Source organism: Hwanghaeella sp. 1Z406 (genome assembly GCF_048892425.1).
GTDB lineage: Bacteria > Pseudomonadota > Alphaproteobacteria > UBA8366 > Aestuariispiraceae > Pacificispira.
In genome coordinates, this window is sequence record NZ_JBLZHU010000001.1 from 534,148 (window position 1) to 547,006 (window position 12,859).

15 protein-coding genes are annotated in these 12,859 nt (G+C 55.8%); 3 read left to right on the forward strand and 12 right to left on the reverse strand.

Annotated elements, in window-relative coordinates:
- Positions 1-4 precede the first annotated feature (4 nt).
- The 3 genes from paaK to paaG are packed head-to-tail and all read right to left on the reverse strand — an operon-like array spanning position 5 to position 2,609.
- The gene (gene paaK / locus ACOSDR_RS02415) at positions 5-1,300 is read right to left on the reverse strand and encodes a phenylacetate--CoA ligase PaaK (protein ID WP_420730288.1); all 1,296 of its coding nucleotides are present in this window, start codon (positions 1,298-1,300) and stop codon (positions 5-7) included.
- 36 nt (positions 1,301-1,336) lie between these two features.
- Positions 1,337-1,801 (reverse strand): hydroxyphenylacetyl-CoA thioesterase PaaI, encoded by a 465-nt coding sequence (gene paaI / locus ACOSDR_RS02420; protein WP_420730289.1) that lies wholly within the window; start codon positions 1,799-1,801, stop codon positions 1,337-1,339.
- Between the two features lie 7 nt (positions 1,802-1,808).
- On the reverse strand, positions 1,809-2,609 hold the full coding sequence (paaG, locus tag ACOSDR_RS02425; RefSeq protein WP_420724477.1) for a 2-(1,2-epoxy-1,2-dihydrophenyl)acetyl-CoA isomerase PaaG: 801 nt from the start codon (positions 2,607-2,609) through the stop codon (positions 1,809-1,811).
- 170 nt (positions 2,610-2,779) lie between these two features.
- Here paaG and paaN point away from each other — a divergent pair, with 170 nt between their 5' ends.
- Positions 2,780-4,453, forward strand: coding sequence for a phenylacetic acid degradation protein PaaN (gene paaN / locus ACOSDR_RS02430; protein ID WP_420730290.1), 1,674 nt, complete (start codon positions 2,780-2,782; stop codon positions 4,451-4,453).
- Between the two features lie 19 nt (positions 4,454-4,472).
- Here paaN and ACOSDR_RS02435 read toward each other — a convergent pair whose 3' ends face one another.
- Entirely contained in the window at positions 4,473-5,003 is a 531-nt protein-coding gene (locus ACOSDR_RS02435; RefSeq protein WP_420724475.1) for an Lrp/AsnC family transcriptional regulator, read from the reverse strand.
- An 80-nt stretch (positions 5,004-5,083) separates the two neighbouring features.
- Between ACOSDR_RS02435 and ACOSDR_RS02440 the strand changes: the two genes are divergently transcribed.
- Positions 5,084-5,470, forward strand: coding sequence for a RidA family protein (locus ACOSDR_RS02440; protein WP_420724474.1), 387 nt, complete (start codon positions 5,084-5,086; stop codon positions 5,468-5,470).
- 80 nt (positions 5,471-5,550) lie between these two features.
- Here the strand turns inward: ACOSDR_RS02440 and ACOSDR_RS02445 are convergent, their stop codons facing one another.
- The 3 genes from ACOSDR_RS02445 to ACOSDR_RS02455 form a co-directional block, all read right to left on the reverse strand.
- Positions 5,551-5,976, reverse strand: coding sequence for a hypothetical protein (locus ACOSDR_RS02445; RefSeq protein WP_420724473.1), 426 nt, complete (start codon positions 5,974-5,976; stop codon positions 5,551-5,553).
- 72 nt (positions 5,977-6,048) lie between these two features.
- On the reverse strand, positions 6,049-6,246 hold the full coding sequence (locus ACOSDR_RS02450; RefSeq protein WP_420724472.1) for a hypothetical protein: 198 nt from the start codon (positions 6,244-6,246) through the stop codon (positions 6,049-6,051).
- 97 nt (positions 6,247-6,343) lie between these two features.
- Positions 6,344-6,643 (reverse strand): DUF1330 domain-containing protein, encoded by a 300-nt coding sequence (locus tag ACOSDR_RS02455; protein ID WP_420724471.1) that lies wholly within the window; start codon positions 6,641-6,643, stop codon positions 6,344-6,346.
- A gap of 133 nt (positions 6,644-6,776) precedes the next feature.
- On the opposite strand from ACOSDR_RS02455, the gene ACOSDR_RS02460 reads away from it, so the two are divergent.
- A complete protein-coding gene (locus ACOSDR_RS02460) occupies positions 6,777-7,916 on the forward strand; it encodes a trans-sulfuration enzyme family protein (RefSeq protein WP_420724470.1) in 1,140 nt (379 codons plus the stop codon).
- A gap of 737 nt (positions 7,917-8,653) precedes the next feature.
- Here ACOSDR_RS02460 and grxD read toward each other — a convergent pair.
- From grxD to ACOSDR_RS02485, 5 genes are all read right to left on the reverse strand, one after another.
- Entirely contained in the window at positions 8,654-8,992 is a 339-nt protein-coding gene (gene grxD / locus ACOSDR_RS02465; RefSeq protein WP_420724469.1) for a Grx4 family monothiol glutaredoxin, read from the reverse strand.
- 75 nt (positions 8,993-9,067) lie between these two features.
- On the reverse strand, positions 9,068-9,307 hold the full coding sequence (locus tag ACOSDR_RS02470) for a BolA family protein (RefSeq protein ID WP_420724468.1): 240 nt from the start codon (positions 9,305-9,307) through the stop codon (positions 9,068-9,070).
- A gap of 29 nt (positions 9,308-9,336) precedes the next feature.
- Positions 9,337-11,550, reverse strand: a complete 2,214-nt coding sequence (gene purL, locus ACOSDR_RS02475; protein ID WP_420730291.1) for a phosphoribosylformylglycinamidine synthase subunit PurL — start codon at positions 11,548-11,550, stop codon at positions 9,337-9,339.
- Positions 11,551-11,644: 94 nt separating this feature from the next.
- Positions 11,645-12,256 (reverse strand): LysE family translocator, encoded by a 612-nt coding sequence (locus ACOSDR_RS02480; RefSeq protein WP_420724466.1) that lies wholly within the window; start codon positions 12,254-12,256, stop codon positions 11,645-11,647.
- A 10-nt stretch (positions 12,257-12,266) separates the two neighbouring features.
- On the reverse strand, positions 12,267-12,656 hold the full coding sequence (locus ACOSDR_RS02485; protein WP_420730292.1) for a DUF2237 family protein: 390 nt from the start codon (positions 12,654-12,656) through the stop codon (positions 12,267-12,269).
- Between the last annotated feature and the right edge of the window lie 203 nt (positions 12,657-12,859).

Here is a 12,859-nt window from a genome sequence, read left to right on the forward strand (position 1 = left end):
TGGATTACATCTTTCGCAGATCAATGACCCGCTTCGCCTTGCCAATCGAGCGTTCCACAGCCCCTTGCGTTAGAACATTCACACTGGCAGTGATTCCGATGAAGGTTTTGATTTTATGGGTTAAGTCTCTGGCTGCGCCTGTTCGGGCGTCTTCGTCAGATTTTGGATTTCCCTCAACCTTCACGGTCAATGTGTCCATCGCCCCATTGCGAGTAATTTCAAGAACATAGTGGGGTGCCAATCGTGCATCTTTCAGGATCAGTTCCTCAATCTGCGTCGGGAAAACATTTACGCCCCGAATGATCAGCATATCGTCGGTGCGCCCTGTAACCTTTTCCATTCGGCGCATGCTGCGCGCAGTGCCGGGTAACAGGCGCGTCAGGTCGCGGGTACGATAGCGAATGATGGGCAGGGCCTCTTTTGTCAGGCTGGTGAAGACCAACTCCCCGAACTCTCCGTCTGGTAATACCTCACCCGTTTCCGGATTGATGATTTCCGGATAGAAATGATCTTCCCACAGATGCAATCCGTCTTTGGTTTCGACACATTCGCAGGAAACGCCGGGTCCTATCACTTCTGACAGGCCATAAATATCCACAGCAGATAGTCCGGTCCGGGCTTCAATAGAACTGCGCATCTCATTGGTCCATGGCTCAGCCCCGAATATCCCATAGCGCAGGGAGCATGTGTCCTTGGTCATGCCCTGCCGGTCCATTTCATCGGCCAGGGCCAGCATATAGGAGGGCGTGACCATGATGACTTCGGGCTGGAAGTCAGCGATCAACTGAACCTGCTTTTCGGTCTGTCCACCAGACATCGGGATCACCAGACAGCCCAGCCGTTCGGCCCCGTAATGTGCACCCAGACCGCCGGTGAACAGGCCATAGCCATAGGCCACATGAACCTTCATCCCCTTTCGTGCGCCAGCGGCATAGAGCGATCGGGCCATGACATCGGCCCACATGGAGACATCATTCTGGGTATAGCCCACCACGGTGGGCTTTCCCGTCGTGCCGGAAGAGGCATGGATGCGCGCCAATTGATCGGTTGGATAGGCAAACATGCCAAAGGGATAATTGGCGCGCAGGTCGTCCTTCATCAAAAAGGGAAACTTAGCCAGATCCGAAAGGTTGGTTACATCATCTGGATGAATGCCCACCGCATCGAAACTTTTCTTGTAGTGGGGGATGCGATCATAGGCGTGTTGCAGCGTGGCTTTCAGACGCTGTAACTGAAGGGCCTGAATTTCGTCCAGGCTGGCGGTTTCAATAGGATGCAAACCTTGAATGCGATCTGTCATAGGATCCTCGATTTTCACCAGTCAGCAGGCTTGGCTTTACGGACGGGGCGGGTCTTCCGGTGTCAGGCCCGGGATAACATCCCCGGAAATCCGGCGGGATTTGCCGCGAAACAAGGCGATGGAAACGCCTGCCTGATTGGTGATTTTGACATCATAGACGCCGCTGCGCCCGGTGAGGGCCTGTTCCTGGCATTCCGCTGTAAGAATATCGCCAAATCGTCCCGGGGCCAGATAGGTGATTTCGCATCCCTGGGCCACAGTGATCTTGTTGTAGGCGTTGCAGCCGAATGCGAATGCACTGTCTGCTAGCGCGAACAACATGCCGCCATGGCACGTCTTGTGGCCGTTCAACATGTCTTCCCGAACGGTCATACTGAGTTTCGCATAGCCCGGTGCGACGGCTTGAATTTCCATGCCCAATGCCTGGCTGGCTGTATCATTCGCAAACATCACTTCAGCGATGCGTTCGGCGACTTCTTGGGGGGAGAGGGCATTTGTCATGACACCCTCACTTTCCGGTAAAGACGGGTGGGCGTTTTTCCAGGAATGCCATAACACCCTCGCGGTAATCATGGCTGCGACCGGCTTTGCGCTGGCTGTCGCGTTCCATGTCCAGCTGTGTTTCCAGGCTGTTATGGGCGGCCGCAAGGATGGCGCGTTTCGTTAGGCCATAGCCAAAAGTTGGTCCTTTTGCCAGTCCCAGTGCGATATCCCGCGCCGTGCTCAACAACGCATCATCTTCCACACATTTCCAGATCAGTCCCCAATCGGCGGCGGTCTCTGCGGGCAGTTTCTCTCCCAGCAGCGCCAGGCCTTTCGCCCGGGCGACCCCGACACGATGGGTCAGGGACCAGGTCCCGCCCGCATCGGGCACCAGACCCAGCTTGCAGAATGCCTGAATAAAACTGGCTGATTTCGCAGCCACAACGATATCGCAAGCCAGAGCGACATTCGCGCCAGCACCAGCGGCTACACCATTCACGGCGCAGACGACGGGGATATCCATTCCGGAAATGGCACGGATCAACGGATTATAGAGATGTTCCAGAGTTTCACCTAAATCCGGTGGTTCAGCATTGGGGTTATTTGGATCCATGCGGCGGTCTGACAGGTCCTGACCCGCACAGAAGCCCCGCCCCGCACCGGTCAGGACAAGACAGCGAATGCCGTCTTCGGCGATGGCGCGTTGCAGCACATCGGCCATTTCAGCATGCATTTGGCTATTGAAGGAATTCAGCTTGTCCGGACGATTGAGCGTGATCGTCCCAATATTATCAGAAACCTCAAAGAGAATGGTTTCGTAGGTCATTGTCGTCTGCTTCCTTCCCAGGACTATTTGTTTGTTATGTCTGTCTTTGCGTTCAAAATGATACAAGATTAGACAGACTGCAAGGAATTTGGTATCACGTCGCGCCGACAAAAAGACTGCCGCCATCTGGACAATGCTACGCCAGATGACCCTAACTGGAGGAGTTTCCCATGGCGACCAACTATTTCGATGCGCATCGCGAAACCCTGAGCCAGGCCCTCGCGGCCCTGCGGGATCGCGACTATTGGACTCCCTATTCAGAACGGGCCAGCGGGTCGATCTATGGCGAAACCGCCGCAGAGGACGGGGAAGCTGCCTTTAAAGCATATCTGGGAAAAGCCTTCGACCTGCCTGGACATCCAGGCGATGGGGTGATCGCCTCTGACGAGACGTCCCCCTATGGTATTGCGATGGACCTGTCTTACCCGGCGCTGGATACCGATACAGCACTGGCAGCAGCAAAAGCGGGCATGAAGGCGTGGCGTGATGCCGGGCCTGATATGCGAACCGGCGTGTGTCTGGAGATCCTGCATCGCATCAACCAACGCAGTTTTGAAATGGCCCATGCGGTGATGCATACAACGGGTCAGGCGTTCATGATGGCGTTTCAGGCAGGCGGCCCCCATGCGCAGGATCGTGGCCTTGAGGCAATAACTCAGGCCTATGCGCTGCAATCGGCCATCCCGGAGCAGATCCGTTGGGAGAAGCCCCAGGGCAAAAACCCCTCCCTGATCCTGGAAAAGCGCTATCGCATCATGCCAAAGGGTGTCGCGGTCACCGTGGGGGTTTCGACCTTCCCGACATGGAACGGGTATCCCGGTATCATGGCGTCACTGGTCGCGGGAAATCCTGTGATCGTAAAACCGCACCCAACCGCGGTTCTGCCGCTGGCAATTTCTGTACGGATCATGCGCGATGTATTGGAAGACGCGGGCTTTGACCCAAATCTGGTGCTGTTACAGACGGACACCCGTGCGGCGCCCGTAGGGCAGGACCTTTGCACACGACCCGAGGTAAAGCTGATTGATTTCACGGGCTCCAACGCCTTTGGCGAATGGCTGGAACAGAATGCAAAACAGGCTCAGGTCTATACCGAAAAGGCCGGTGTGAACGCCGTCGTGATTGATGATTTCGACAATCTGAAGGGCCTGTGTCGAAATATGGCCTTCACCCTGTCGCTGTTTTCCGGGCAGATGTGTACAACGCCCCAGAATATCTTCATTCCCAAGGACGGCATAACGGTCGCGGGCGAGAAGATGAGCTTCGAGGCGGTTGCAGAGGCAATTGCAGGCGCGGTGGGTAAATTCAACAGCGACCCCGCTCGCGCGGTTCATGTGCTGGGCGCGATCCAGTCGCCGGATACCGCCGCGAGGATCGACACGGCGCGCAGCCTGGGCAAGGTATTGCTGGACAGTCAGAAGATCGACCATCCCGATTTCCCCGATGCCCGCGTTCATACGCCCCTGATCCTGGCGATTGATGCGGCGGAACGTCAGAAATATGAAACCGAACTGTTCGGCCCAATCACTTTCATCATCGCTTGTGATGGCATTGATGGCGCCTTGGAGGCGTGGCGCTCAACCGTTGCGGCGAAAGGGGCGATCACATCCTCAGTCTATTCCGACCGCCCCGCCGTTCTGGAAGCCGCAGAGGCCCTGGGCGAAGAACTGGGTGTGCTGATGAGCGTCAATCTGACCGGCGGCACCTTCGTCAACCAGACCGCCGCCTTCAGCGACTATCACGCCAGCGGTGCCAACCCGGCGGCGAATGCCAGCCTGGTCGACACCGCCTTCGTCGCCGGCCGCTTCCGCGTCGCAGAAACAAGGCGGCATGTGGAGGAGTAGCGGCTCAGCGAGAGACGCTTCAATCCGGTGGTAAGGGTATATGTGGCCATTTCTTTGTAATCTCTGCCTGAACGCCCCTTTCTAGGTATGTGGACAATACGACAAAGCTTTTTGTCCCCTTAACACCGGGCAAGACATAGAGTTGTGACAATAGCTCTTCCAAGGCATGCGCATTTTCGGTTCTGACCTTCATGATGACGCATGTATCGCCAGCGACAGAGTGCATTTCCTCTATTTCGGGGTATGACCTTAAGGTCATCATCCTTTGACTCTTTCCCCATCCATTCGCATCTACATGGACAAAGGCTAGGAACGGTTTTCCAGATAATGGACCATCAATCCGTCCGGCTGTTCCCAAAAGAACACCGCTCTCGGCCATCCGGCGAACTCTTTCATAAACTGCAGGGGCGGATAAACCGACTTGATCCCCGATCTTGGTATAGGTCTCTCGTCCATTGGCCGCCAGTGCGCTTAAAATCTTTCGGTCAAAACCATCTAATGGTCGGTCAGGCTTGGTCGGGTTCTGAATATTTTCTGTTTCTATTGTCATAAGGCTGATTGTTCCTTCCACTTTTTGAAAAAGAATTGATAAGTATTAAGCTATCCACAAAATATCAGAAGGATATTTAGATGAAAGAAACTATTATAGATCCTAAAAATGGAATTTATTCCACCACACATGATTATGTTCATGCGCTGGAAGTACAGGGGGCGAGCCGTCAGGTTTATTTGAGTGGAACCATGGGATTGGATTCATTCGGCGTTGCGCCGGATACTGTTGATGAACAATTAGAACTGATTTGGAAGAATATTCAGCATATTCTGGCGTCTGCGCACATGACCGCGCGTAACATTATCCGGGTCACTAGCTATCTGACGAAAGCGGAATTCGCTGCAAAAAACCAAGAGGCAAGACTGCGTGCCTTAGGGGATCGACGTGTGCCTACGACGGCGATTGTGGTATCAACCTTGGATCCAAACTGGCTGGTCGAAATTGAAATAATTGCAGCCGCGTGACAGCCACGCATTCACGAAATAGGTGATTAATTTAGGATCAATTGTGGCGATTGGACCACGAAGGCCTCAGTTTAAGCCCTCTAAGCCTCAAGAACAGCCTTAACCTGATCTCGATGTTGATCATCATTGCTTCCAGCGGTTAGCAGGGCATGGCCGGTGATGGAGAGTTCTTCCAGTTTGGCCATGGTTTGTGGCTCGATCTTCAGTTCTTCGGCCAGATCGTCGAAGACATAGCGTTCCGTCGAATCGATGGTCAGGTCGGCCTGGGCCAGGACCAGAAGTTCGTACATTACAATGCGGCGGGCCTTACGTGATGTTAAGACGCCCAGATTGTCATTGGACAACAGATCTTTTGCCTCAACGCTCAAGGATTGGCCCAGTTCCGCTTCAACCCGGTCTATTGCAGCCTGTTCGTGGGGTTCCAGTCTCCAATCAGCCAGGACCATGCGCTTTGCCAGTGCCATGAACATGCGACGCTGTTCGCCTGACAGTTCTTTCAGAAACATGGTCCATCCCCTTAAAATCGCTCTGGTCGGCAATCATACCTCAGAGTCTGTCGGGGGCAAGGGGCCGATGCGTTAAGGATTTATCGCGATCAGAGCGATGCCCAGGCGATGTTCCAGATCTTTCACCGCGGCGACATCTGTATCGTCCAGCGTGGCGGGCTTAAGGTCGACCGGCTTCATTGCGACCAAAGGATGCCCCAACTTGCTTTCCAGTGCTTTGATCGCGGAAAGATCCTGCTCTTTCAGATTAGCAAAGGCGTAATAGGCCATGATGATTTCTCCTCACAGTGTGACGGAGCCCTGAAATCGAATCTCCGTCTCTCATGGCTTATTATACGCTAATGAGTCTGTTACTGGATGATGAAATTTATACAGGCGGTGCTAATCCTTCGATCAGGATGGATGACCCCGTTGTGCTGGCATGACGGATTCCAACAATTTCCTGGTATTCCGGGGAATTATACCAGCCCTTGGCGGTTGCCATATCCGGGAATTCCAGAACCACAATGCGGTTAGGTTTCCAGTCTCCCTCCATTGTCTCATGGGCGCCACCGCGTACCAGATAGCGCCCGCCATGGGCTTCAATCGTGGCGGGCGCCTGTGCGGTATAGGATTTATAGGTTTCCGGATCGGTAACCGCGATATTGGCAATGAAATAGGCTTTCATGGGGCTTTCCTCTTATCCAGGGGGCAGATTTTCTTTGACGCTTCTGACTTGCTCAGGCTCAGTTTCGATCAAGTTCAGAGGGCAAGTAAACAAGTTTGCGGATGGCTTTGCCAGGGAAGAAGGAGCACAGCATATGAAGAAATCAAAATTGGATCCCCGGACATTGGCGGCGCAGGCTTTGGGATGGGAAGACCCGACATCGGGTGCGGTGGTTCCCCCGATACAGCTGTCCACGACATTCACCCGCCGGGAGGATTATGGCCCGCGTGAGGCTGTCTATATTCGCCCTGATTCGCCTAATGCTGCCCATGCAGAGGCTGTGCTGGCCGAATTGGAAGGGGCCCCGACAGCGGCCAGTTTCGGGTCGGGCATGGCAGCCTGTACGGCGGCCTTTCATGCCCTGGAACCGGGCGATCACATTGTCTGCGCGCGCACTGTCTATCATGGTGTCGTCGCCTGGCTGGAAGATTTCGCAGAAGCCCGGGGCCTGACCTATTCCTTTTTCCCAAATACCGACCTGGCGGCGTTGCAGGCGGCTATTCAGCCCGGGAAAACCAAGCTGGTCTGGATCGAAACCCCATCAAATCCGATGTGGACAGTAATCGATATCGCAGCAGCGGCGGAGATTGCCCATGACGCAGGTGCGCAGCTTGGCGTTGATTCCACCTGCGCCAGTCCTGTGCTAACGCGCCCGCTGGAACTGGGCGCAGATCTGGTCTGTCATTCTGCGACAAAATATCTGGGCGGACATTCTGATGTGTTGGCTGGCCTGTTGGCCCCGCGGGAGATCACGCCCCTGTGGGAGCGTATTCTGCTGCATCGGAAATATGCCGGTCCCATGCTGGGCGCGATGGAGGCGTATCTGCTGGTTCGGGGGATGCGCACGCTGTTCCTGCGGGTTGAGCGCCAATGTCACAACGCCATGGCCGTGGCGCGGTTCCTATCGCATCACCCAAATGTCGAAACAGTCCGTTATCCCGGCCTGCAAAGCGACCCTGGCCATGCGATAGCGGCAAAACAGATGCAGGGTGGATTTGGCGGCATGCTGTCATTCCAACCCAAAGGCGGCGCGAAAGAGGCGATCCAGACCGTCCTGAACTGTAAGCTGCTGAAACCCGCCACGTCATTAGGCGGGGTTGAAAGCCTGATTGAACATCGCAAGACCTCGGAAGGGTCCATTAAGACGGAGACACCGGAAAACCTGATCCGGGTATCGGTTGGCATCGAATCCCCGGATGATCTGATTGCAGATCTTAATCAGGCACTGGGGTGAGGGTACCGCTCCATAGTCCGTCATACCCGCGCAGGTGGGTATGAAGGGCCACATGTATCGATGGTGCGTGCCGCCCTGGACCCCGGATCAAGTCCGGGGTGACACTGTAGTCTTATCAAATACGTCCTCACACTGAGGAGCGCAGCGTCTCGAAGGGGGAGCCCTCTGCAAGCACCGGACTTACAGCCCCTCCTTCGAGACGGCACTAACGCGCCTCCTCAGGATGAGAACGAAAGAAGGCGTCACCCGCGCAGGTGGGTATGAAGGGCCACATGTATCGATGGTGCGTGCCGCCCTGGACCCCGGATCAAGTCCGGGGTGACACTGTAGTCTTACCAAATACGTCCTCACCCTGAGGAGCGCAGCGTCTCGAAGGGTGATCTTTCTGTAAGCACCGCTCTTGCCGCCGGTCCTTCGAGACGGCGCTAACGCGCCTCCTCAGGATGAGAGTGGAAGAAGACGTCATACCCGTGCAGGTGGGTATGAAGGGCCACATGTATCAATGGTGCGTGCCGCCCTGGACCCCGGATCAAGTCCGGGGTGACGATGTAGTCTTATCAAATACGTCCTCACGCTGAGGAGCGCAGCGTCTCGAAGGGTGATCTTTCTGTAAGCACTGTGCTTCCAGCGCATCCTTCGAGACGGCGCTAACGCGCCTCCTCAGGATGAGAATGGAAGACGGTGTTATCCGCGACGGCGGGTATCCAGGGGCGGTCTGACTACAGTCGAAACGGGCGTTATGCCTGAACCTGTACGTCGATGCCGTGGGTGCTGAGCATTTCGGTCAATTCGCCCGTTTCAAACATTTCGCGGATGATGTCACAGCCACCGACGAATTCGCCTTTGACATAAAGCTGCGGAATGGTCGGCCAGCTGGAATATTCCTTGATGCCTTCGCGGATCGCCATGTCATCCAGGACATTGACGCCCTTGAACGGTACGTTGAGGTGATTAAGCACCTGCACGACGGCGGCAGAGAAGCCACATTGTGGGAATACGGGTGTGCCTTTCATGAACAGGACAACATCGCCGCTGTTCACTTCACTGGAAATCTTGCTTCTGGTTTGGTCATCCATGATTGGATCCTTTCAAATATATTGGGCAAAGGGGCGGCGCGTTGGCCTGCCCGTGTCGGGGGCTGTCGTGTGTGATCAGGCGTCTTCGGGCACAGCGGTTTGCAGGGCCAGGGCATGCAATTCATTGCCCATACGTCCCTGCAGCGCGGCATAGACCATCTGGTGCTGCTGCACGCGGGATTTTCCCGAAAATGCTGCGGATTTCACGAAGGCGGAATAGTGATCACCATCGCCTCGCAAATCGTTGATGACAACATCGGCATCCGGCAGGGCTTCTTTGATAAAGCGTTCAATGTCACCGGCGCTCATGGGCATGGTAAAGCTCCCTTTCGATCCTGTAAGGCTCACGCGGACCAGGACGCCCCTGCCATGTAGTTCGGCAGCGGTGCATCATGGGTGTGGGCCAAGTCTTCCACCGATATGGTATCGCCCCCTGGCAGCGTCAACGCGGTTCCACTGGATATACCGACTCGTTGTGCCGGTACGCCCGCTTTTTCGCACGCCGCCAGGACAGCGGCTTCGTCCTTCGTCGCGATAAGATAGCGCGCTTGGTCTTCGCCGTACAGCCATGCGTGAAGGGCAATGTGTGATGGTGCAACATCCATCGTCACGCCAACCCCACCAGCGATGGCCATATCCGCCACTGCGACAGCCAAACCGCCATCGGACAGATCGTGGCAGGCGACAACATGTCCGCCCGCGATCAGGGCGCGGACACAATCGCCATTACGACGCTCTGCATTCAGATCTACGGGCGGCGGGGCACCATTGCTTCGATCCATCAGGTCGCGCATGAAGATTGACTGACCCAGATGACCCTTTGTTTCCCCAATCAGGATCAGTGACAATCCTGTTTCCGTAAGGGCCAGGCCCACGGATTTTGCCGCATCCTCAATCATGCCAACGCCGCCGATGACGGGGGTGGGCAGGATCGCCTCGCCATTTGTCTCGTTATACAGCGACACATTTCCCGATACGACCGGGAAGTCCAGTGCCAGGGCCGCTGCCGTCATGCCTTTGATACAGCCGACAAACTGACCCATGATGCGGGGCCGCTCCGGATTGCCGAAATTCATATTGTTGGTGATTGCCAATGGGGTTGCGCCGGTGGCCGTGATATTGCGCCAGGCTTCGGCAACCGCTTGGGCGCCGCCAGTTTCCGGTTCGGCGAAACAATAGCGTGGCGTGCAGTCAGTGGTCGCCGCCAAGGCCTTCTTCTGGCCCGGCAGGCGCACGATAGCGGCATCCGCGGCACCGGGGGTCTTTACAGACTCCCCCCCGATCAGATGGTCATATTGTTCCCAAATCCAACGGCGAGAGCACAGATCCGGTGATCCGATCAGGCGTTTCAGGGCATCCCCCATGTTCATATCGGCAGGAATTGAAGGGTCTACATCGCCCGCTTTTGGGGTCGGTTCCCAGGGGCGTTCATACAGGGGGGAGGCTTCAACCAAAGGCGCTACTGGAATTTCGCCCGCCAATTCACCATGCCACATCAGGGTCAGGTTGCCGGTATCGGTCACGCGCCCAACGACGGCGAAATCGAGTTCCCATTTGTCGAAGATCGCCTTGGCCTCAGCTTCGCGCCCAGGCTTCAGGACCATCAACATACGTTCCTGGCTTTCCGACAGCATTAATTCATAGGGGGTCATGCCCTCTTCGCGCATCGGCACCTTATCCAGTGCCAGTTCGATGCCAACGCCGCCCTTATCTGCCATTTCAACAGACGAAGAAGTCAGGCCCGCCGCGCCCATATCCTGGATCGATACAATCGCGTCGGTCGCCATCAGTTCCAGGCAGGCTTCCAGCAGCAGCTTTTCAGTGAAGGGGTCGCCGACCTGGACGGTAGGGCGCTTTTCTTCGGAATCCTCAGTAAATTCTGCGGAGGCCATGGTCGCGCCATGGATACCGTCGCGTCCGGTTTTGGAACCGACATAGACCACCGGATTGCCGATCCCGGAGGCCTTTGAATAGAAAATTTTGTCGCTGCGGGCCAGGCCGACCGTCATGGCATTGACCAGAATATTGCCGTTATAGGCCTTGTCGAAATTCACTTCTCCGCCCACGGTCGGGATGCCCATGCAATTGCCATAACCGCCGATACCTGCCACCACACCCGATACCAGATGGCGGGTCTTGGCATGGCTGGGATCCCCAAAGCGCAGCGCGTTCAGATTGGCAATAGGCCGCGCGCCCATGGTGAAGACATCGCGCATAATACCGCCGACACCGGTCGCAGCCCCCTGATAGGGTTCGATGAAGCTGGGGTGGTTGTGGCTTTCAATCTTAAATACGGCGGTATCGCCATCGCCGATATCGATCACGCCTGCATTCTCGCCGGGACCCTGGATCACCTGCGGGCCGCTGGTCGGCAGTGTCTTCAGCCAGAAGCGCGAGGATTTGTAGGAGCAATGTTCCGACCACATGACGGAGAATATGCCCAATTCCGTGATATTTGGGGCGCGGCCCAGAATGTTCAGGACGATCTGGTATTCATCCTTTGTCAGGCCATGTTCGGCGACTAGGTCCGGGGTGATTTCAACTTCGACAAGAGACATGAACTTCCCTTTGGCTGGCGGCGGCGGAGAGGGGGCAATTGCGGCGATTTCCTAGCCTGACTCCGCCGGAAATGCAAAGCGGAACCGCGATGAGTTACCGATCTGCCAATGCCAGCTTCAATCCCAACATGGCAAAGGCGGCGGCAAAGGAGCGTCGAAGCCATTGCAGCACACGGGGGCTCGACAAAACATAGTCGCGTGCGAGCGCGGCGCAGGCACCATACAGGATGAAAACTACTAAGGTCATCGCCATGAAAACGGCTGCTAACTCCAACATTGTAAGACTGGGGTGAATAGCGTCAGCTGGCACAAATTGCGGCAGGAAGGCGACGAAGAATAGAGAGAGTTTCGGGTTTAGGACATTGAGCAGAATAGCATTTGTCACCAACCGAAATGAACTTTCCTGTTCCTTGCTATCTGGAACGGCAAGCGTGCCCCCTTTTTGCAGGATGCGCCAAGCCAGATAGAAAAGATACGCTACGCCAAGATAGCGCACTGTCTCGAACAATACCGCGCTTGTGTGCAGCAGGGCCGCGAGCCCTAAGATACTGGCCGCGATATGGGGGACAATGCCCAAGGTACAGCCAAGTGCCGCAATAACGCTGGCCCGCGCGCCCTGTCCCAGACCGGCTGATAACGTATAGAGAACCCCTGTCCCAGGAAGCATAACGACGATCAAGGCTGTCATTAAAAACTCTGGAGTCATCGTAATCCCCTTAAACCAGATCGATGGCGTGGGCCTTAAGGGCAATGAAGTCACAGACTTCCAGGGCCCGTTCATGGGTCGACAGCAACACGACCTTGGGCGCAAATCCCGCCTGATAGGCTTCCTGCCAACGCGCCGCACACAGGCACCACTGATCGCCCGGTTTCAGGCCCGCAAAGCCATATTCCGGCACCGGCGTAGACAGATCATTGCCCCGCGCCCGCGAAAAGGCCAGAAAGTCGGCGGTCATCTGCACGCAAACCGTATGGGACCCAATATCTTCTGGCCCCGAATTACAGCACCCATCGCGATAAAATCCAGTCACCGGATCAACGGAACAGGGCATCAAGGGCTGCCCAAAGACATTGCGGGCGGCATTGGTCGTGTCTCTGGCTAACATGGCGGTTTGCTTCCTTAACGGGTTGGCATTTGTCGCAGCCTGGAACATCGTCGGACCGAGGGGCAAGGAAAATATGCCGCTATTGTGTCACACCACGCTGAAACTCAATATTGGATATTTATATTCAGCGCGACATATTCAGCGCGACAGGGGGAATTCTTGACCGGGGACGCTGGAAGCGAAGTGGCCAATTGTTCATAGGA